Raw genomic sequence first — 21,143 nt, 5'->3', positions numbered from 1 at the left:
AGAAAGCAGTGTTCGTGCCAGAGCGACAAAAGGTGCAACCCGCCACAGAGGCGTGGGCAGGCCTGTAGGAGCAAGCTTGCTCGCGAACATTCCAACGCGCCGGCAGCGCACAGCGGGCTCTTCGTTTCGCGAGCAAGCTCGCTCCTACAAAGAGCAGACGCTTCGGCGCTGGAAGGTAGGTGGCGCGTCAACCACCCAGGAAAAACCGGGGCTCAGTCCAGCGGCAGGTAGACGCAGAATTCCGCGCCCTGCCCTGGCTCGCTGTGCACTTCGATGCGCCCGCCGTGGGCCTGGACGATCTGCTCGGAGATGAACAGCCCCAACCCCAGCCCGGCCACGCGCGCAGCGCCGGCACCGCGCTCGAACTGCAGGAAGATGCGCCGCTGCTCCTCGGCACTGATGCCCTCGCCATGGTCCCGCACACACAGCTGTGCCTGGCCGTCGCTCACCGCCACGCGGACCTCCACCGGCTTGCCCGGTCCGTAGCGCAGGGCATTGCTCACCAGGTTGCTGATGACCTGCTCGATGCGGTACGCATCCCACACCCCCTCCACCCGCTCCGGCGCGCTCAGCGCCAGTTCGCAGCCGGCCGCCTGCGCCTGCACGGCGAAGTTGCCCAGGACGTGGCGGGCGATGTCGGCGAAGTTGGCCCGCTCCGGGCGTATCGACAGCTTGCCGGTACGGATACGCGAGACGTCCAGCATGTCCTCGATCAGCCGGGTCAGCCCGCCGAGCTGACGCTCGTCGCGCTCGAACAGCACGGCGAGGCGCTCCGGGGAGAAGTTCTCCAGCTTGCCCCTGGACAGGTGCAACCGGCGCAACTGGGTATCCAGCATCAGGCCGTTGAGAGGCGTGCGCAGTTCGTGGGAGACGATGGACATGAAATCGTCGCGCATCTTCACCGCGCGCTGCAGCTCCACCTGGGTTTCGCGCAGTTCGGCCAGCAGCGCATCCTGTTCGGCGCGTGCCTGCTCCAGCACCTTGCGCTGGCGGTAGAGGTCGACGAAGACATTCACCTTGCTGCGCACCGCATGGTTGTCCAGCGGTTTGTAAAGGAAATCCACCGCACCGCTCTCGTAGCCCTTGAACGCATAGTTCAGTTCGCGGCCGGCGGCAGTGACGAAAACGATGGGGATGCTCCGGGTGCGCTCGGTGCCGCGCATCAGCTCGGCCAGGGCGAAGCCGTCCATGCCGGGCATCTGCACGTCGAGCAGCGCCAGGGCGAATTCGTGCTCCAGCAGCAGCGACAGCGCCTCGTCCGCCGAGGAGGCCTTGAATACCTCGCGCCCCTCGCCCTTGATCAACGCCTCCAGCGCCAGCAGGTTCTCCGGCAGGTCGTCGACGATGAGCAGCTTGCTTCCCTGGTTACTCAGCATTGTTGGAATCCGAATGAGAGCCCAATCGGCTCAGGAGCGCATGAATACTGCGCAGGGAAAGAATGTGGTCCGGGGCGTGCAGCTCGATGGCAGCTTCCGGCATGGTCGCTACCTCGGCTTCGGCAGGGTCCTGGACGATGGTCAGGCCACCTTCGCGATGGATGTGCGCCAGGCCCTGTGCTCCGTCATGGTTGGCTCCGGTCAGCAGGATGCCGGCCAGCGTCTCGCGGTAGGCATCGGCCGCCGAGTCGAAAAGAATGTCGATGGACGGGCGGGAATAATTGCGCCGCGCCTCGCGACTCAGGGCGAAGGTGTGGTCGCGCTCGATGGACAGGTGGTAGCCGGCGGCCGCGAAGTACAGGGTGCCTGGCTCCACCGGTGCCTTGTCGCAGGCTTCCTGCACGGGGATGTCCAGGCGCCGGGCAAACAGGTCGACCAACTGGCTCTCATGGTTCTCCGGCAGGTGCAGCACCGCCACCATCGGCAGCGCGAAATCCGCCGGCAACCCGTCGAACAGCCGGAACAGCGCATCCACGCCGCCTGCGGAGGCGCCGATGACCACGGCCTGGACCTTGCGCTGCGCTTTCATCGCTTGCGGAACACCCGTTCGCGGCGATTGACCACTTCGAACTCCCCGGCAAACTCGGTGAAGTCCAGGCTTTCCTTGCTGCCAAGGCCGAGGAAGCCACGGTGGCAGAGCGATTCGTGGAACAGGCCGATGGCGCGGTTCTGCAACTGGCGGTTGAAGTAGATCAGCACATTGCGACACGACACCAGATGCGTTTCGGAGAACACGCTGTCGGTGGCCAGGCTGTGATCGGCGAAAGTCACGTTGGCGCGCAGCATCTTGTCGAACAGCGCGCCGTCGTAGGCCGCCGTGTAGTAATCCGAGAGCGAAGCCTTGCCGCCGGCGGCGCGGTAGTTCTCGCTGGCCTGGGCAAGGTCATCGATCGCGTAGATGCCCCGCTGCGCCTGTTCCAGCGAGCGCGGATTGATGTCGGTGGCGTAGATCAGCGTGCGCTCGAGCAGCCCCTCCTCATGCAGCAGGATGGCCAGCGAGTGCACCTCCTCGCCGGTGCTGCAGCCGGCAACCCACAGGCGCAGCGAGGGATAGGTGCGCAGCAGCGGCACCACTTCCTGACGCAGCGCGAGGAAGTAGCTGGGATCGCGGAACATTTCGCTCACCGAGATGGTGAGGTATTGCAACAACTCGTGGAAGGCGTGCGGGTCATGCAGGATGCGCTCCTGCAGCGCCGAGATGCTGCGGCACTCGAACAGGCTGGTGGCATGCAGTACGCGGCGCTTGAGCGAGGTGCCGGAGTAGTCCCGGAAGTCGTAGCTGTACTTCAGGTAGATCGCCTCGATCAGGAGGCGCAGCTCGATGTCCTGGCTGCGTTCGGCCATGTCAGATGCGCTCCAGCTTGGGCAGCCAGACCCGGATCAGGGAGAACAGGCGGTCCAGGTCGATGGGCTTGGCCAGGTAATCGTTGGCGCCGGCGCGCAGGCACAGCTCGTGGTCGTCCTTCATCGCCTTGGCGGTCACCGCGAGAATCGGCAGCTTCTTCCAGCGCGCGTCCTGGCGGATCAGGCGGGTCGCTTCGTAGCCATCCATCTCCGGCATCATCACGTCCATCAGCACCAGGTCGATGTCGCCAACCTGGGCAAGCTTCTCGATGGCCTCGCGGCCGTTGCGCGCGACTACCACGCGGGCCCCCTTGTGCTCCAGGGCACTGGTGAGGGCGAAGATGTTACGCACGTCATCGTCCACCAGCAGGATGCGCCGCTCCTCGAAGGCCCGGTCGCGGTTGCGCGAGGTGCGCAGCATGCGCTGACGCTCGCTGGAGAGCTGCGATTCGACCTTGTGCAGGAACAGCGTCACCTCGTCGAGCAGGCGCTCGGGCGAGCGCGCGCCCTTGATGATGATCGAGCGCGAGTACTTGAGCAGCTCGGCTTCCTCGTCGCGCGTCAGGTTGCGCCCGGTGTAGACGATCACTGGCGGGAAGGAGCAGATGTCTTCCTCACCCATGCGCCGCAGCAGTTCGTTGCCCTGCATGTCAGGAAGCTTGAGATCGATGATCATGCAGTCATAGATGTTCTGGCGCAGCAGTTCCAGGGCCTGCTCGCCCTGCTCCACCGCGGTGATCTCGATGTCGTCGTCGCCGATCAGGCGCGAGACGCTGTCGCGCTGCAACGGATCGTCCTCCACCAGCAGGATGCGCTTGACCTCCTGGGTCAGCTTGGCCTCCAGCTTGCCGAACACTTCCCGCAGCTGCTCGCGAGTGGTGGGCTTGAGCGCATAGCCGATGGCACCCAGGTGCAGGGCCGCTTCGCTGCGATCCTCCACGGACACCACGTGCACCGGCACGTGACGGGTACGCGGGTTGGCTTTCAGGCGCTGCAACACGGCAAGGCCGGATTCGTCGGGCAGATGCATGTCCAGCAGGATGGCGTCGGGGCCATGCTCGTCGGCCAGGCGCAAGCCTTCCTCGGCGCCCATGGCCACCAGGCAGCGGTAGCCCAGCTCGCGGGCGAGGTCGTAGAGGATGCGGGCGAACTTGGGCTCATCCTCAACGACCAGCACGCAACGCTGGCCGATGTTCAACTGCTCGCGGTCGTCGGCGAAGGCCGCAGCCACCGGCGCATGCACTGCCGGCGCGGCGACGGGAGTCGCAACCCTGGGGACGATGGCGGCCGGTGCGCTGACGACCTCCGTCGCTGCGGGCTCGTTGTAGCTCAGCGGCAGCAGCAGGCTGAAGACGCTGCCCTTGCCCGGCTGGCTGCTGACGATGATGCTGCCGCCCAGCAGGTGCGCCAGGTCGCGGGAGATCGACAGGCCCAGGCCGGTACCTCCGTAGCGGCGATTGGTGGCGCCATCGGCCTGCTGGAAGGCTTCGAAGATGCGCTGCAACTGGTCTTCGGCGATGCCGATGCCGCTGTCGCGCACGTCGAAGCGCAAACCCTCGGGCGCAGCGCCGACATACAGGCTGACTTCGCCCGCATCGGTGAACTTGAAGGCATTGGACAGCAGGTTCTTGAGGATCTGCTCGACACGCTGGCGGTCGCTGTAAAGCATGCCCGGCGCATCATCGGCAATGTTGACCACGAAGGTCAGGCCCTTGTCGTCGGCCTGCGGGCGGAACAATCCCTCCACGCCTTCAACCAGGCGGCGTACGCTGGCGTTTTCGGGGCGCACTTCCAGCTTGCCGGCTTCGACCTTGGAGATGTCGAGGATGTCGTTGATCAGGTTGAGCAGGTCGTTGCCGGCGGAATAAATCGACTCGGCGAATTTCACCTGCTCGTCGTCCAGATTGCCCTGCTCGTTGTCCGCCAGCAGGCGCGCCAGGATCAGCGAGCTGTTGAGCGGCGTCCGCAGCTCGTGGGACATATTGGCGAGGAATTCGGACTTGTAGCGGCTGGCGCGCTGCAGTTCGTCGGCGCGGCCCTGCAGGTCCAGGCGCGCCTGGTTCAGCTCGGTGTTCTTGCTGTCCAGATCATCACGCTGTGCCGCCAGTTCCTGGGCCTGCTCGGCAAGGCGCTCGTTGGTCTGCTCGAGTTCCGCCTGCTGCGCCTCCAGATGCGCCTGGGACTCCTTGAGCACCCGCGACTGCTCTTCCAGCTCCTCATTGGCGGTCTTCAGTTCTTCCTGCTGCACCTGCAGCTCTTCGTTGAGCTGCTGGGTTTCCGCCAGCAGGTCCTGCAGGCGCTGGCGGTGCTGGGCGGAAGCGATGGCGCTGCCCAGCGGCTCGGCGACCACCTGCAGGAAGGCCTTGTCGCGCTCCTCCAGTTGCCGCAGGAAACCCAGCTCCAGCACGCCCACCACGCTTGCTTCATGGACCAGCGGCAGCAGCGCGACGCTCACCGGTTGGCCGTTGCCCAGCGCCGAATTGACCTTCAGGTAATCCGGAGGCAAGCCGTCCACCAGGCGCAGCTTGCGCTGGCGGGCGGCCTGGGCGATCAGGCTGTCGTCCGCGGCGAAATAGTCCTCGCCCAATGACTGTGCGGCGAAACCGAAGGTGCCGGCCACGCGCAAGCCGCCGCGGTCGTCGCGCACATACAGCGCACCCACCGGAGAGGCCACGAAGTCGCCGAGAAAATCCATCAGGCTGCGGCCCAGCGCCGACAACGACGGCTGGCCGATCAACTGTTCGCCCAGGCGCGTCTGCCCGTCGCTCAGCCAGGCCTGCCGCTCCAGGTGCTCGTTGTGCAGCACCTGGCGGCGCAGGGACTCGGCGTAGGAGTCGGACAGGCCGAGCAACTGCCGGCGGCCGAAATACGCCAGCAGCGTGCCGACGACGATGCTGAACACCAGGTAGAGAATCACTACCCCGGTGGACAGGCTGGAAGCGAACTGGTTGCGGTCGTGGCGCAGTTGCTGCTCGGTGTTGATCAGCGAGGCGTACTGGCCGCGGATCGCGTCCATCATGCTCTTGCCACGGCCGGCCTTGATCGCGTCGGACGTATCCTGGCCGGAGCGGCGCTGCTCGATCATCTGCTGGGCGAAGGTCATCCATTCGTCCTGCATCGAGGTCAGGCGCTGTACCCGCTCGACCTGGGGCGGGTTGTCCGCCACCAGGTCCGCCAGGCCCTTGAGGCCAGCATTGATGCGCGGCCGCGCCTGCTCCAGCGGCTCGAGGAAGCGCGGATCGCCGGTGATCAGGAAGCCGCGCAGCCCGCTCTCCTGGTCCACGCTCAGGCGCTGCATCTCATTGGCGCTGGAGATCACCCGGTCGGTGTGCTCGACCCAGCCCAGCACGTCGAGCATGTAGAGAATCAGGCCGATGAACAGCACCGCGCCGAGCAGGCAGATGCCCAGCGGCAGTGCCATGTTGCGCGCGAGGATGCGGCGGAAGGCGCTTTCGTCGGCGATGGCTTTCTGGTTCATCTGCAAAATCCCTGATGCTGGAGCTTCCCTGGACGTGGCCTGTCGACTCGGAGAGATCGCAGCAGAAGCCAGGTAAGTATTTGAAGTTATTGTAAGAACATTCTTAAAACCGAGGAAATAATAACGCGAAGCATTGTAGGCTACACCTCAGCTGGCGAGTTGACAGCCGCTCCTGTAGGACGTTCGAACTTTTCGCGCACTGGACGAAGAAAAGTGGAATTTTCTTCCTTCAGACCTTTCCAACGTTCGATGTGAAACAACACTGTACGAAGGATCAGACGCAGGGTCTGCTCGATGCCAAGTTTGACGGGGGAAACCCCAGGGTTACCCGTGCCCAGCCAGGGCGAATTTCTCAACAGCAGCAGCGCCATGGCACCGCTGATCCGCCAGCTCGACTGGGCGGCCACCCCGCTCGGCCCGATGGACCAGTGGCCCGCGACCCTGCGCGGGATTCTCGAGGTCGGCCTCAACTCGCGGCTGCCGGTCTGCATCTACTGGGGGCCGGAATTCGTCCTGCTGTACAACGACGCCTGGAGCGCCATTCCCGGCGACAAGCATCCCGCATGCCTGGGCCAGCCCGCGCGCGTGGCCTGGTCGGATATCTGGTCGATCCTCGACCCCATGTACAACGGCATCCTGGAGACCGGCGTGGCCGCCCATGAGGAAGACCGCCTGCTGCCCATGGTTCGCTTCGGCTACGTCGAGGAAGCCTATTTCACCTACAACGTCAGCCCGATCTTCGGCCTCGAAGGCAAGCCCATCGGCCTGTTCAACACCGCGGTGGAAACGACCGGCAACGTCATCGGACAGCGCCGCCAGCGTCTGCTGACCCGTATGGCCGAACGCCTCGGACATGCCGAGGACAGTGCTCAGGTGTGCGCCGACGCGCTGGCGCTGCTCGGCGAAGCCAGCCATGACGTACCCTTCTGCCTCCTCTACCAGGCCGGCAAACTGCTCGGCGCCTGCGGCACCGACCCGAGCGACCGCTTCGCCCCCGCGCAACTGAGCCCCGACGACGACCCGCTGCATCTGTTCAATGGCCTCACGCAGGCCCACCAGTCGCCGCTGGCCAGCCAGCACGTGCGCGCGTTCGCGCCCTGGCCCGAGGCGCTCGACAGTACCTACGCCATACCGCTGGACGGCCCCCCTGACAGCCTCGCCGTGTTCGGCATCAGCCCGCGTCGACGCCTGGACGAGCACTACGCCAACTTCTTCAACGAACTGGCCGCCCTCCTCGGGCACGCACTGGCCGCCGCCAACCAGCGTGCCGCGGAGCGGCAGATCAAGGTGGCGGTGCAGGAAGAGGCGCGCCAGCGTACCCTGGAGCGCGACCGGGTCTGGTCGCTCAGCCAGGACCTGCTCTGCGTGCTCGATCACAAGGGCATCCTGCGCAACGTCAACCCGGCCTGGCAGATACTGCTGGGCTGGAGCGAAGAGCAACTGATCGGGCGCAACAGCGAAGAGCTGGTGCACCCCGATGACCTGTCCTCCAGCCTCGATGCACGCGTCCTGCTGGTAGGCGGCGAGCGTCTGCAGCACTTCGAGAACCGCATGCGCAAGGCGGACGGCGGCTACCGCTGGGTGTCCTGGCACGCCAGCGAAGACAACGGCCTGATCTATGGCTGCGGCCGCGACGTCACCGAGCAGAAGCGCGCCACGGAGCTGCTCGAGCAGACCCAGACCGCCCTGCTCAACGCCCAGCGCATGGAAGCGGTGGGCCAGCTCACCGGCGGCATCGCCCATGACTTCAACAACCTGCTGGCGAGCATCCGCTTCAGCCTCGACCTGATCACCCGCCGCGCCACGGTCAAGGCGCAACCGGAGCTGAGCCACCTGCTGCAGGCCGCCACCCAGGCCACCGAGCGCGCCGCCGAGCTGACCCACAACCTGCTTGCCTTCGCCCGCCGCCAGGCGCTGGCCATGCACCCGGTGGAACTGGACCGGCTGCTGCGCGACTGGCAGCCCGAACTGATCGCGCGTGCCGGCCCCCGCGTGCGCCTCAGCCTGTCCACCCAGGCCTCGGGCAGCGTACTCAGCGACCGCGACCAACTGCACAAGACCCTGCTGCACCTGGTGGACAATGCACGCGACGCCATGCCCGGCGGCGGCGCCCTGGACATCCTGCTGCAGCGGCACGAAGCCAGCGGCGGCGACAACGACCTGCCGGCCGGCGACTACCTGGTACTGAGCCTGCAGGACAGCGGCCAGGGCATGAGCGAGTCGACCCTGAGCCACGTCTTCGATCCGTTCTTCACCACCAAGGGCATCGGCCCCAACAGCGGGCTGGGCCTGTCGATGGTCCATGGCTTCATCAAACAATCGGGCGGGCAGATCCGCCTGCGCAGCGAGCCCGGCAAGGGCACCTGCGTCACCCTTTATTTTCCGAGAGGCTCTTCCGTGGTCGATATTCCCGAGGTACCCGTCACCCCTGCCGAACCCGCCAACCAGCAGTTGTGCGTCCTGGTCGTCGAGGACAACGACCTGGTGCGCATGCTCACCGTGGAAGTGCTGGAGGAAATCGGCTACCAGGTGCTGCAGGCCGAGGACGCCGAAGAGGCGCTGCCGATCCTGCAGGGCGACACCGCCATCGACCTGCTGCTCACCGACGTCGGCCTGCCCGGCATGAACGGCGAGGAACTGGCCGCCGCCGCGCGTGAAGCCCGGCCGGAGCTACCGATCCTGTTCGCCACCGGCTTCGCCGAGATCGTCCATATCGACGGCAGCGAGCTGGCCACGCGCATGTCGATGATCGCCAAGCCGTTCTCCATCGATGCCCTGCGCGACAAGGTCAACGGCATGCTCGGGCGCTCGGGCGCCTGATCCCTCGCAGCGCCGTCTCAGGAACTCAGCAGCAGGCTCAGCACCGCGCGCAACTTGCCCGGCTTCACCGGTTTGTTCAGCAGCGGCATCCCCAGCCGCTGCAGGCTGCGGCGGCAATCGTCGCTACGGTCGGCGGTGATCATCACCGCCGGCAGCTCGCGGCGGAAATACTCGCGCAACCCGCGCACCGCCTCGCAGCCCGTGCGGCCATGGTCGAGGTGGTAGTCGGCCAGGATCACCTCCGGTGCCTTGCCATCCAGCGCCTTCAGCGCTCCCTCGTAGCCGGTCGCCACCAGCACCTCGCAGCCCCACTGCCCGAGCAGCGCCGCCATGCTGGCGAGAATCGCCTCCTCGTTGTCGATCACCAGCAGGCGCCGGCCCGGTAGCGGGTCCCCGGTGACCGGGCGCGGACCGTTCTCCGCCAGAGCCGGCTGCGGCAGATCGCGCACCAGCGGCACCTGGATGGAAAACACCGAACCGCGTCCCGGCACCGAGCGCACCTGCACCCGGCAACCGAGGATGCCGGCAATGCGGTCGACGATCGCCAGCCCCAGCCCGACCCCTCGACGATCCGCCGCGCGGCCGGCATCGAGCTGGTTGAATTCGAGGAAAATGGCTTGCAGCTGGTCCGCCGGAATCCCGCGCCCGGTATCCCAGACCTCCAGGCGCACGTTCTCACCACGCCGGCGCGCGGCGAGCATGACGCTGCCACGCTCGGTGTAGCGGCAGGCGTTGCTGAGGAAATTGCGCAGGATGCGCGACAGCAGGCGGTGATCGGTGCGCACCGCCAGCGCGGGGATCCGCGAGCGCAGGCGCAGCCCGGCGGCGCGGGCCACTTCGTCGAACTCCGAGACCAGCGGGCCGAGCAGCTCGTCCAGCGGGTACACCTCCAGGTCCGGACGGATCGCGCTCTGGTCCAGGCGGGCGATTTCCAGCAGGTCGGTGAGCAGGTCTTCGGCGCCCTCCAGCGCCTGGTGCGTGCGCTCCACCAGCACCTGCTCGGCGTCCGGCAGCTTGCGCTCGCGCAGGGTGGAAACCAGCAGGCGCGCCGCGTTCAGCGGTTGCAGCAGGTCGTGGCTGGCGGCGGCCAGGTACTTGTCCTTGCTATTGTTGGCCGCCTCGGCGGCATCGCGGGCCTCGCGCAATTGCTGGTTCAGCCCTTCCAGCTCACGGGTGCGCTCGGCGACGCGCTGTTCCAGCTCTTCGTTGAGGCTCTGCAGACGCTGCTGGGCCTGCACGCGCTCGGTGATATCGGCGACGAAGCCTTCCACCAGGCCCTCTTCATCCGGCTTGATCAGCAGGTTCATGAGAACGATCACGTGGCTGCCATCGCGGCGGCGCAGACGCGTCTCGTAGCCGAACAGGCCGTCGCGCTCGCGCAGCAACGCGCGGATGCGGCGCATCTCCGCCTCGCCGCCGACGAACAGCTGGCTGGCCATGTCCTGCAGGTTCCACAGCACCTGCTGCGGGTCGTCGTAGCCGAGCATCCGCGCCAGCGCCGGGTTGGCGGCGCGCAGGCCCTGGTTCAGGCTGGCCTGGAAGATGCCATGGACGGCGTGCTCGAACAGCCACTTGTAGCGGTTGCGCTCGGCCTCCAGTTCTTCCAGCCGCGCCACCAGTTCGGGGTAGTGGCTCTTGCGCGCGGAATGGCTGCCCAGCCCGAGCAGCCCGGCCAGGGCCTGTTGCTGCTGCTCGTCAGAGGGCCTCGCCATACACCACCTCCACATCGCGCTGGCTGGACTCGCGAGGGTTGGTGAGGATGCAAGGGTCCTGCATCGCGTGGCGCGAAAGGAAGGGAATGTCGGAACTGCCCACGCCATGCAGGCCCAGGCTTTCGTGGAAGCCCACGGCGTTCTTCAGGGCGATCAGGTGTTCCACCAGGCGCTGGCGGATCTGCGCATGGTTCATGCCGCGGCAGTCGATGCCGAAGGTCTCGGCAATCACCTTGAAGCGCTCGGGCGCGGCACTGTAGTTGAAGGCCACCACGTGCTCCACCAGCACGGCATTGCACAGCCCGTGCGGCAGGTCGAGGTAGCCGCCCAGGCTGTGGGACATGGCGTGCACCGCGCCGAGGATCGCATTGGAGAACGCCAGCCCCGCCTGCATGCTGCCCAGCATGATCTTCTCGCGCAGGGCAATGTCCGCCGGGTTGGCTATCATCTGCACCAGGTTGCCGTTGATCAGCCGCATGGCCTCCAGCGCGTGGGGGTCGGTGAGCGGGCCATGGCCGGTCGAGACGAAGGCCTCGATGGCGTGCACCAGCGCGTCGATGCCGGTGCAGGCGGAGAGGAAGGGGTCCATGGTCAGCGTGGTTTCCGGGTCGATCAGCGACACGTCGGGTACCACCGCCTTGCTGACGATGGAGAACTTCATCCGCTCGTCCTGGTTGGAGATGATCACGAACTGCGAGACGTCCGCCGAGGTGCCGGCGGTGGTGGGAATCAGGATCAACGGCGGGCTGGGCACGCGCAGGGTGTCCACGCCTTCGAATTCGAGGATATTGCGGCCGTGGGCGGCGACGATGCCGATGCCCTTGGCGCAGTCCATGGGGCTGCCGCCGCCGACCGCGACGATGACGTTGCAGCCCTGGCTGCGATAGAAGTCGGCGCCGCGCATCACCTCTTCCACGCGCGGGTTGGGTGAAACGTCGGTGTAGCGGCAGAAGGGAATGTCCTGGGCGGCCAGGCTCGTTTCGATGTCGGCGACCCAGCCGGCGGCAAGTACACCGGGGTCCGACACCACCAGCACCTTGCGGGCGCCGAAGGTTTTCACGTAATTGGCGACATTGTGCCGGCATCCGGCACCGAAAATGATCTCTGGCGAGACGAATTTGCGCAGCTGGCTGAGCTCGTGGGACATCTTGGGCTCTGTCGTTATTGTTATGGAATGTTTCCGGCAGCCTACTGCATCCGTCAGGTATTGCAATGCGACCTTGGCAGACGGTTCTGACAGCCGTCTCTGTCAGGTATCAGTCCGCCAGCAGCGCCTGATAAAAGCGCCACTCGGCCTCCAGCGCATGGGCAAGATTGGCGGCTTGGCGGAAGCCGTGGCGCTCACCGGCGTAGCGGTGAACCTCTACCGGCACACCGCGCTGGCGCAGGCTATCGACCATCGCGTCGGTCTGCGCCGGCACCACCACCGCATCCAGCTCGCCCTGGAAGAAGATCACCGGCGCGCGGATATGTTCGGCCTGCAGCACAGGCGTGCGCTCGCGGTAGCGCGCGGCGTCCTGTTGCGGGTCGCCGATCAGCCAGTCCAGGTAGTCCGCCTCGAACTTGTGGGTCACCCGCGCCAGCGCCTGCGGATCGCTGACGCCGTAGAGGCTGGCGCCGCCACGCAGGCCTGGCAGCCGCGCCAGTGCCATCAGCGCGCTATAGCCGCCGGCGCTGGCGCCGCGTACGAATACCCGCTGGCGGTCGATGCGCCCTGTCCTGGCGAGAAAATCCAGCGCCGCGCCGATGTCTTCGACCTCGACCTGTCCCCAGCCCAGGTGCAGGCGTTCGCGATAGGCGCGGCCGTAGCCGCTGCTGCCGCGATAGTTGATGTCGGCGACGGCAAAGCCCCGGCGCGTCCAGAACTGGATGCGCCCGTCGAACACCGGGTAACTGGCCGAGGTCGGCCCGCCATGCAGGAACACCACCAGCGGCTGCGCCCCTTGCGCGACGTAGGGCGGATAGAAGAAGCCATGGCCGCATTCGTCCTCCCCCACCGGGTAGTGGAAGGCCTCGCCACGGGACAGCTCGGCCTCCGGCAATGGCCTCTCGCCACCGGCCAACACCTGGGTGGAACCGTCCAGCCGGCGAATCGCCAGCAGCGTCGGCAGGCGGTCCGGCGCCGCGGCGATGCAATAGAAATGGCGCTCGTCCGCCGCCAGCGCTCGGAAGTGGCTGTACTCCTGCGCCAGCCGGCGTTCACCGCCACGCCCGTCATACAGCACCAGCACACCGCGGCCCTCTTCGTAGCGGGTCGCCAGCAGTTCGCCGCGCGGCAACGGCAGGAAGGTGCGCCCGCCCAGCTGCCATGGCGCGCTCGCGTGGTCTGCGGCAACGCAGGGCACGACGCCATGGGTTTCGTGGTACGGCTGCCAGTAGCCATCGCAGTCGCTCAGCCAGTGCAGGCGGCCGTCCTCGGCGAAGCGCGGCTGCTGGATGGATTCGTGGCGGGCCTGCCCGGCCAGGCAGCGCACTTCCCCAGCGAAGGACTCGCACAGGCGGGTTCGCGTCCAGGGCTGGTGCGGGCGGTCCCACTCCACCCAGGCAATACGGCCGGCGTTGCCATCGGCCACCGGGGAGGCGTAGAAGTCCGCGCCAGCGGCGATCACCCGGCGTCGGCCATCGGCGTCGAGGCGGACGATACGGTGGACCGCCCCGCCACTGCCGTTCTCTTCCTCCACCGCCAGCAGCGCATGCCAGGCCGGGACGTAGTGCAGGTCGCCGTAGCGGCAATCGTCGCGGTGGGTGATCGGCCGGGGCACGCCACCCAGGCGCAGCCAGTGCACCTGCTGGTCGCCCTCTTCCACCCAGGCCACGCCGTCGGCGGTGACGCAGCAGGAGCCGCCGCCGTACTCATAGACGCGGCTGCGCACCGAGGCGCCGGGCGGTGTCAGCTCGACACTCTGCCCTTCACGTCGGAGAAACAACCGGCAGCGTGCGCTGGCGGGGTCAAAGGCAGCCCACAGCAGCCCGCCGTGGGCCACATGCAGTTCGGCAAAGTCCCCCGCGGCGGCCACCGCGCGTTCGGCGCTCCAATCGCTGCGCTGCATCCTCAGGCCTTGCAGATCAGCTGCGAGGCTCGCTCGTTGCGCAGGGTCAGCGCGCTGAGCGGCGCGGCCGCGGTTTCCGCTTCGCGGCGGGCGTCGAGGATGATCCCGTGGTGGGCCGACTTGGCGCACACCGGATCGGTCGCCTCGGCATCGCCGGTGAGCATGAAGGCCTGGCAGCGGCAGCCACCGAAATCGCGCTGCTTTTCGTCGCACGAGCGGCACGGCTCGGGCATCCAGGCGTCGCCACGGAAGCGGTTGAAGCCGAAGGACTCATACCAGATGTGTTGCAGGCTGTGCTCGCGCACGTTGGGGAACTTCACCGGCAGCTGCCGCGCGCTGTGACACGGCAGCGCGGTGCCGTCGGGGGTGACGTCGAGGAACACGCTACCCCAGCCGCCCATGCAGGCCTTGGGGCGTTCCTCGTAGTAGTCCGGCACCACGAAGATCAGTTTGCACGGGTTGCCTTCCGCGGCCAGGCGCTCGCGGTACTCGGCGGTAATGCGCTCGGCGCGCTGCAGTTGCTCGCGGGTCGGCAGCAACCCTGCACGGTTCAGCTCGGCCCAGCCATAGAACTGGCAGGTGGCGAGCTCGACGAAGTCGGCCTCCAGCTCGATGCACAGCTCGATGATGCGGTCGATGCTGTCGATGTTGTGCCGGTGGGTGACGAAGTTGAGCACCATCGGATAGCCGTGGGCCTTGACCGCGCGGGCCATGGCGAGCTTCTGGGCGAACGCCTTGCGCGAGCCGGCGAGCAGGTTGTTCACCTCCTCGTCGGCGGCCTGGAAGCTGATCTGGATATGGTCGAGGCCGGCGTCCGCGAACGCTTTCAGGCGCGTCTCGTTGAGCCCGATGCCGGAGGTGATGAGGTTGGTGTAGAAGCCCAGCCCGCGCGCGGCGGCGATCAGCTCGGCGAGGTCCTGGCGCACCAGCGGCTCACCGCCGGAGAAGCCCAGTTGTGCCGCGCCCATCTCGCGGGCCTGGCGGAACACCTCGACCCATTGCGCGGTGCTCAACTCTTCGCCGCCCCTGGCGAAGTCCAGCGGGTTGGAGCAGTAAGGGCACTGCAGCGGGCAGCGGTAGGTCAACTCGGCCAGCAGCCAGAGCGGCGGCCCTACCGGCGCGTCAGCGCAGCTCGATCCAGAATTGCGCATGAGCCACCTCGAGGAATGCCAGGATGTCTTCGTCGATGCCCGGCACACCGGGGAAATCGGCACGCAGGCCATCGATGATGCCGGCGACGTCGGCTTGCCCATCGACGCGGCCGAGGATGGCCCCGGCACTGTCGTTGAGCTTCACCATGCCCTCCGGATAGAGCAGCACGTGGCAGCCCTGGGCCGGTTCGAATTGCAGGCGGAAGCCCCGGCGCAGTGCCGGTACGCTGTCCAGCGAAGGCAGACTCATCACAGCAACCCCCTGTGCCATACGCGCTCGCTCGTCACCGTGTGGTAGGGCGGGCGCTGAAGTTCATAGGCCATGCTCATCGCGTCGAGCATGCTCCAGAGCACGTCGAGCTTGAATTGCAGGATTTCCAGCATGCGCTCCTGGGCCTCGCGGGTGCGGTAGTGCTCCAGGGTGATGCGCAGGCCGTGCTCGACATCGCGGCGTGCCTGGGACAGGCGCCTGCGGAAGTAGTCGTAGCCGGTGGCGTCGATCCACGGGTAGTGCTGCGGCCAGCTGTCCAGACGCGACTGGTGGATCTGCGGGGCGAACAGCTCGGTCAGCGAACTGCTGGCCGCTTCCTGCCAGCTGGCGCGGCGGGCGAAGTTGACGTAGGCGTCCACGGCGAAGCGCACGCCGGGCAGCACCAGCTCCTGGGACAGCACCTGTTCGCGGTCCAGCCCGACCGATTCGGCCAGGCGCAGCCAGGCTTCGATGCCGCCCTCCTCGCCGGGCGCACCATCGTGGTCGAGGATGCGCTGCAACCACTCGCGGCGCACCTCGCGGTCCGGGCAGTTGGCGAGGATCGCCGCGTCTTTCAGCGGGATGTTCACCTGGTAGTAGAAGCGGTTGGCCACCCAGCCCTGGATCTGCTCGCGGGTGGCGCGGCCTTCGTACATGGCCACGTGGTACGGGTGGAAGATGTGGTAGCAGGCGCCCCTGGCGCGCAGGGCCTGCTCGAATTCGGCGGGGCTCATGGCTTCGCGGGTCATCGCGAGCCTCCTTCTGGAAGGACCGTCACAGGAAGATGCCCATGCCGTCGAACGCCACCTCGATGCCGCGTGCGTCCAGTTCGGCGCGTTCGGGCGAGGCGATGTCGAGGATGGGATTGGTGTTGTTGATGTGGATGAGCACCTTGCGCGGCCCGTCGATGCCGTCGAGCACCTCGATCATGCCGCCGGGGCCGCTCTGGGCCAGGTGCCCCATCTCGCTGCCGAGCTTGTCGCCCACTTCGCAGACGCGCATCTCGTCGTCGCGCCAGAGCGTGCCGTCCACCAGCAGGCAGTCGGCGCGGCGCATCCACGCCAGCAACGCATCGTCCACCTGGCCCAGGCCCGGCGCATAGAACAGCTTGCCGCCGGTGGAGGTGTCCTCGATGAACAGGCCGATGTTGTCCCCCGGATGCGGGTTGCCCCGGTGCGGCGAATACGGCGGCGCGCTGCTGCGCAGGGCGATGGCCGTGATCTGCAGGCCCGGACAGGCCGGGATGACGAAGGGCTCTTCGTCCAGCTCGATGAGCCGGTGCTTCAGCCCGCCATTCCAGTGCGACAGCATGGGGAAGAGCGGGAAGCCGCTGGACAGGTCCTGGTGGACCATCTCAGTGCACCACACCTCGTGCGGGCAGCCCTCGCGCAGGCTGAGCAGGCCGGTGGTGTGGTCGATCTGGCTGTCCAGCAGGACGATGGCGGCAATCGCCGAATCGCGCAGGCGCCGAGCCGGTTGCAGCGCCGGAAAGGACGCCAGCTGGGCGCGGATGTCGGGTGAGGCGTTGCAGAGAATCCAGTTCGCGCCGTCATCGGACAGCGCGATGGAGGATTGCGTGCGTGGCTGCGCGATCACGCTGCCGTCTCGCACGCCGCGACAGTTCCGGCAATTGCAGTTCCACTGGGGAAAGCCGCCACCGGCGGCCGACCCGAGAATTCGGATGTGCATGGCAGTGCCCCGTGGGCAGGGGCCCCGGCGGACCGGGGCCGTGTGGATCAGCGGTTGGCGAAGTACAGGGTCACTTCGAAGCCAAGGCGCAGGTCGGTGAAGCTAGGCTTGGTCCACATGGGTCTGTCCTCTTGTTGTAGGCCGGTTGAGCCCGGCTGCTTGAGTTAAACACCAGGGTCAGGCACTCCGAATGATACTTTCGAAGGAGATTCCCCCCTGATTTGGTAGCGGGCCCGCGACATCTGTCGCGCCCCGCCGCTACAACTGTCCCATCGCTGCGACAGCCGTTGCCCGGTTGCGCCCGCGGCGCACTGCCGCGGGCGCTCTGGCGCGGGGCTCGGCACCCCGCGCGAAGTGTTCCGGCACAAGCCTTGCTCGGCCTCTCGTCGCCCGTGACCCATGGGTCTAGACTAGCCAATCCTAGGACCGGTCCTACGACGCATCGGTTTCGAAAAACAACATCGCGCCGCAGCCCGACTGACGGCCACCGGGAGTGACCATGCACCCGCAATCCCTGGAAAGCTGCCCGAACGACCTTGCCGCCTTCATCGCCGATCACTTCGGCGAGCGTGATATCCAGCCCGAGGGCGCCATCGCGCGCTCCTGGTACCGCAGCGTGATGGAGCACCATCTCGACCCACGCGCGCGGGCGGAAAAGCACATCCTCACCGCCGGGGAAATCCGCGAACACCAGAGCCAGCACCAGGACTACCTGGCGATTGCCAGCCAGGGCGTCACAGGCCTGGCCCGTCGCGTGCTGCCGGCGGGCTTCGCGGTGCTGCTCAGCGACGAGCGCGGTATCACCCTCGATGCGCGCCTGCCCAGCGAGCGCGACCGCTACACCCAGGCCGGGCTGATCGTGGGCGCGCGCTGGGATGAATCCATCGCCGGCACCAACGGCATCGGCACGGCGCTGGCCGCCGGCGAGGCGCTGACCATCCACCGCCAGGAGCACTTCCTGGTGAGCAACTTCCGCCTGAGCTGTTCGGTGGCGCCGATCTTCGACGCCCAGCACCAGCTGCGCGGCTGCCTGAACGCTACCTGCCTGTACAACGACGGGCCCAAGGATGCGCAGTACCTGACCCTGCAACTGGTGATCCTGTATGCCCGGCTGATCGAGAACGCCAGCTTTCGCCAGCGCTATCGCGACCGCCTGACCCTCTCCGTGAAGGCTCGTGACGAGGTGTCGGACCTGGCCAACGAACAGCTCATTGCCCTCGACGAACAGGGCCGGGTGATCGGCGCCAACCATGCCGCCTTCGCTGCCTGCCGGGGCGAACTGCTGGGCAGCCGCATCGAACAGTTGCTCGAAGCGGACGTCGACCAGTTGCTCGACCTGAGCCAGGGCGGCGCGCGGGGCATCCGTCTGCGCACCCTGGCCGACCACGCGCAGGTGGATGTCGGCCTGCGCACGCCGGCCAGCCCGCCTCGCCGCAGTGCGCCAGCCCCTCGTCCAGCAAAGGGTCCGGAGCACCCCGACCTCACCCGCCTCGCCGGCGCCGACCCGCGCCTGCTGGACGGCGTGCGCAAGCTGCGCAAGCTGCTCGACAAGGGTATTTCCATCCTGGTCACCGGCGAGACCGGGACCGGCAAGGAAGCCTTCGCCCGCGCCATCCACCAGGCCAGCGCGCGTCACGCAGGGCCCTTCGTCGCGCTGAACTGCGCGGCGATTCCGGAGAGCCTGATCGAGAGCGAACTCTTCGGCTACCGCGGCGGCAGTTTCACCGGCGCCAGCAAGAAGGGCATGAAGGGCAAGCTGGAACTGGCCAACGGCGGCACCCTGTTCCTCGACGAGATCGGCGACATGCCGGCGCACCTGCAGACGCGCCTGCTGCGCGTGCTGGCCGAGCGCGAAATCCTCCCGCTCGGCGCCGAAGCGCCGGTGGCGCTGGACGTGCAGGTGGTCTCGGCAACCCACCAGAACCTGGCGGAAATGATCCGCACCAGGGGCTTCCGCGAGGACCTGTTCTACCGCCTCGCCGGCATGACCCTGCAACTGCCGGCGCTGCGCGAGCGCACCGACCGAGAGGCGCTGATCGACAACCTGCTGGCGGGCCTGGGCGGCGACCTGCAGCTCGACAGCGCAGTGCGTGAGCGGCTGCGCGGCCATCCCTGGCCGGGCAACATCCGCCAATTGCTGAACTGTCTGCGCTACGCCGCCGCGCTGGCCGAAGACGGTCGCATCGATCTGGATTGTTTGCCGATGGAGCTGCATCAGATGGCTCCCATGGCGGTTGCCGAAGCACCGCCGACTGCCCGCACGCCCGCCCTCGCCGCTCGCCTGGACGACGACGAGGCGCGCCACCTGCTGGCGGTTCTGCGCGAGCGGCAGTGGAACATCAGTGCGGTGGCGCAGCAGTTCGGCATTGCCCGGTCGACCCTGTATCGGAAGATGAAGAAGCACGGCATCGTGCAGCCCAACGCGGTGTATTGATCGCTTCCCTTTTCCCTGCGTCCGCTGATCAGGTGGCTAACCCGCTCCTACGCAATGCCCACCTCCGGGCGCAGGGAAAAAGGAGCGAGCCGCACCTGGCAAGGACGGCCCGCTCAAGCAAAACGGTGTTGTGTTTCGAGCAAGGATATTCGTTAAGCCTGAACATTCCGTGCGTGCCTCGATCCCCTCTCCCCAGCCCTCTCCCTGAAGGGAGAGGGAGCAGCTCGTGCCAGCTGATCGCATGGTTTCATCCTGCGCCGTACGGTCCCCTCTCCCTTCAGGGAGAGGGTTAGGGAGAGGGCCTAAGCCCAGTCACGGGCTAACCGGCAGCTCACTCCTGCGCGTACACCACATGGGTATGGGTGTACTCGTATAAGCCATGCTTGCCATCCGCGCCGCCGATGCCGGACTTGCGCGTGCCCGCGTGGAAGCCCTGCATCGCCTCGAAGTTCTCGCGGTTGATGTAGGTCTCGCCGAAGTCCAGCTCGCGGCTGGCCTTGAGCGCAGCGCTGAGGTTGCGGGTGTAGATCGATGAGGTCAGGCCGTAGTCGCTGTCATTGGCCAGGGCGATGGCTTCGTCGAGGTCGTCCACCACCTGGATCGGCAGCACCGGGCCGAAGATCTCCTTGCGCATGATCTCCATGTCGCCCCTGCAGCCGGCGAGCACGGTGGGCTGGTAGTGGAAGCCCTTGCCGAGGTCGGCCACGGCGCCGCCGGTGATGACCTGGGCGCCCTGTCCCGTCGCCGTGCGGACCATCTGCGCAACCTTGTCCAGACCGATGCGGTTGACCAGCGGGCCCATGTCGAGGTCGGCCTGCACGTTCGGGTCGCCGAAGCGGGTGGCGGCCATGGCGGCGGCGATCTTCTCGATGAACTGGTCGGCCACCTGGCGCTGCACGTAGACGCGCTCGGCGCAATTGCACACCTGCCCGGTGTTGATCACCCGCGAGGCCTTGATGGCATTCACCGCCAGTTCCAGGTCGGCGTCGGCGAGGACGATGGCCGGCGCCTTGCCGCCCAGTTCCAGGTTCAGCTTGGTGATGTTCGGCGCGGCCGCGGCCATGATCCGCGAGCCGGTGGCGACGCTGCCGGTGAAGCTGATCAGGTCGACGCCGGCGTGGCTGGTCAACGCGCTGCCGGCGCTGGCCCCGGTGCCGCCGACGACGTTGAACACGCCGCTGGGCAGGTCGGTCTCCGCCACCAGGCGAGCGAACTCGAAGCAGTTGATCGGAGTTTCTTCGCTGGGCTTGATGACGATGGTGTTGCCGGTCAGCAGGGCCGGCGCCATCTTCCGCGCGATGAGGAAGAACGGGAAGTTCCACGGCAGGATGCCGGCCACCACGCCCAGCGGCTTGCGCAGCAGGAAAACGTGCTCGCCGACGCGGTCGCTGGTCAGCACCTCGCCCTCCAGGCGGCGCGCCCATTCGGCCATGTAGTCGAAGTAGTCGGCGGTGAAGTTCACTTCCACTTCCGCCAGCGCCGGCACCTTGCCCTGCTCGGCGGTGATGATCTTCGCCAGGCGTGGCGCGTTGGCGCGGACCTTCTCGGCGATCCTGCGCAGGTAACCGGCACGCTCGATGGCAGGCTTGGCCGCCCAGGCTTTCTGCGCCGCGCGGGCAGCGCCGATGGCGCTGTCCACCTGGGCGACGCTGGCCTCGGGGATGCGCGCCAGCAGCTCGCCGTTGGCCGGGTTGTGCACTTCGATCAACGGCTCGCCGGCGACGAAGCGGTTGTCGATGTAGTGCTGGTAGGTCGTTACGTCAGTCATGAGTCGGTCTC

At 67.1% G+C, this 21,143-nt stretch carries 16 protein-coding genes; 2 read left to right on the top strand and 14 right to left on the bottom strand.

The window, feature by feature from the left end; translation table 11 throughout:
• Positions 1–212: 212 nt before the first annotated feature.
• From C167_RS0111295 to C167_RS34770, 5 genes are all read right to left on the bottom strand, one after another.
• Positions 213–1,376, bottom strand: coding sequence for a hybrid sensor histidine kinase/response regulator (locus tag C167_RS0111295; protein WP_017518388.1), 1,164 nt, complete (start codon positions 1,374–1,376; stop codon positions 213–215).
• Positions 1,366–1,965, bottom strand: a complete 600-nt coding sequence (locus C167_RS0111290; protein ID WP_017518387.1) for a chemotaxis protein CheB — start codon at positions 1,963–1,965, stop codon at positions 1,366–1,368. The genes C167_RS0111295 and C167_RS0111290 overlap by 11 nt, the downstream gene beginning before the upstream one ends.
• Positions 1,962–2,780: a CheR family methyltransferase gene (locus C167_RS0111285; protein WP_017518386.1), complete on the bottom strand. Its 819-nt coding sequence runs from the start codon at positions 2,778–2,780 to the stop codon at positions 1,962–1,964. Before C167_RS0111285 ends, C167_RS0111290 begins: the two co-directional genes overlap by 4 nt.
• Position 2,781: 1 nt before the next feature.
• Positions 2,782–6,258 (bottom strand): response regulator, encoded by a 3,477-nt coding sequence (locus tag C167_RS0111280; RefSeq protein WP_017518385.1) that lies wholly within the window; start codon positions 6,256–6,258, stop codon positions 2,782–2,784.
• Between the two features lie 140 nt (positions 6,259–6,398).
• Complete coding sequence (locus tag C167_RS34770) at positions 6,399–6,629, bottom strand: hypothetical protein (RefSeq protein ID WP_162140474.1); 231 nt, start codon at positions 6,627–6,629, stop codon at positions 6,399–6,401.
• Between C167_RS34770 and C167_RS33275 the strand changes: the two genes are divergently transcribed.
• On the top strand, positions 6,628–9,078 hold the full coding sequence (locus tag C167_RS33275; RefSeq protein ID WP_162140473.1) for an ATP-binding protein: 2,451 nt from the start codon (positions 6,628–6,630) through the stop codon (positions 9,076–9,078). The two genes, C167_RS34770 and C167_RS33275, sit on opposite strands and share 2 nt — an antisense overlap.
• A gap of 17 nt (positions 9,079–9,095) precedes the next feature.
• On the opposite strand, the gene C167_RS0111270 is transcribed toward C167_RS33275, so the two are convergent.
• The 8 genes from C167_RS0111270 to pqqA form a co-directional block, all read right to left on the bottom strand.
• The gene (locus C167_RS0111270) at positions 9,096–10,790 is read right to left on the bottom strand and encodes a NahK/ErcS family hybrid sensor histidine kinase/response regulator (RefSeq protein ID WP_017518383.1); all 1,695 of its coding nucleotides are present in this window, start codon (positions 10,788–10,790) and stop codon (positions 9,096–9,098) included.
• Positions 10,774–11,937 (bottom strand): alcohol dehydrogenase-like regulatory protein ErcA, encoded by a 1,164-nt coding sequence (gene ercA / locus C167_RS0111265; protein ID WP_017518382.1) that lies wholly within the window; start codon positions 11,935–11,937, stop codon positions 10,774–10,776. Before ercA ends, C167_RS0111270 begins: the two co-directional genes overlap by 17 nt.
• A gap of 109 nt (positions 11,938–12,046) precedes the next feature.
• Complete coding sequence (locus C167_RS0111260; protein WP_017518381.1) at positions 12,047–13,840, bottom strand: alpha/beta hydrolase family protein; 1,794 nt, start codon at positions 13,838–13,840, stop codon at positions 12,047–12,049.
• Positions 13,841–13,842: 2 nt separating this feature from the next.
• Positions 13,843–14,991: a pyrroloquinoline quinone biosynthesis protein PqqE gene (pqqE, locus tag C167_RS0111255; RefSeq protein ID WP_017518380.1), complete on the bottom strand. Its 1,149-nt coding sequence runs from the start codon at positions 14,989–14,991 to the stop codon at positions 13,843–13,845.
• A complete protein-coding gene (pqqD, locus tag C167_RS0111250) occupies positions 14,963–15,241 on the bottom strand; it encodes a pyrroloquinoline quinone biosynthesis peptide chaperone PqqD (RefSeq protein WP_017518379.1) in 279 nt (92 codons plus the stop codon). The genes pqqE and pqqD overlap by 29 nt, the downstream gene beginning before the upstream one ends.
• Positions 15,241–15,990, bottom strand: coding sequence for a pyrroloquinoline-quinone synthase PqqC (gene pqqC, locus C167_RS0111245; RefSeq protein ID WP_017518378.1), 750 nt, complete (start codon positions 15,988–15,990; stop codon positions 15,241–15,243). The genes pqqD and pqqC overlap by 1 nt, the downstream gene beginning before the upstream one ends.
• Positions 15,991–16,015: 25 nt before the next feature.
• The gene (gene pqqB, locus C167_RS0111240; protein ID WP_026078960.1) at positions 16,016–16,930 is read right to left on the bottom strand and encodes a pyrroloquinoline quinone biosynthesis protein PqqB; all 915 of its coding nucleotides are present in this window, start codon (positions 16,928–16,930) and stop codon (positions 16,016–16,018) included.
• A 47-nt stretch (positions 16,931–16,977) separates the two neighbouring features.
• The gene (gene pqqA, locus C167_RS33665; protein WP_003106462.1) at positions 16,978–17,049 is read right to left on the bottom strand and encodes a pyrroloquinoline quinone precursor peptide PqqA; all 72 of its coding nucleotides are present in this window, start codon (positions 17,047–17,049) and stop codon (positions 16,978–16,980) included.
• Positions 17,050–17,429: 380 nt separating this feature from the next.
• Here pqqA and C167_RS0111235 point away from each other — a divergent pair, with 380 nt between their 5' ends.
• A complete protein-coding gene (locus C167_RS0111235; protein ID WP_017518376.1) occupies positions 17,430–19,364 on the top strand; it encodes a sigma-54-dependent Fis family transcriptional regulator in 1,935 nt (644 codons plus the stop codon).
• Positions 19,365–19,695: 331 nt separating this feature from the next.
• Here C167_RS0111235 and aldA read toward each other — a convergent pair whose 3' ends face one another.
• Positions 19,696–21,132 carry an aldehyde dehydrogenase gene (gene aldA, locus C167_RS0111230; protein WP_017518375.1) on the bottom strand — a complete coding sequence of 479 codons (1,437 nt, stop codon included), beginning with the start codon at positions 21,130–21,132 and terminating at the stop codon, positions 19,696–19,698.
• Positions 21,133–21,143: the final 11 nt, after the last annotated feature.

This window comes from Pseudomonas nitroreducens TX1 (assembly GCF_000313755.1).
GTDB classification, from domain to species: domain Bacteria; phylum Pseudomonadota; class Gammaproteobacteria; order Pseudomonadales; family Pseudomonadaceae; genus Pseudomonas; species Pseudomonas nitroreducens_A.
The sequence above is the reverse complement of the archived record's forward strand: the minus strand, read 5'-3'. Positions and strand labels throughout refer to the sequence as shown.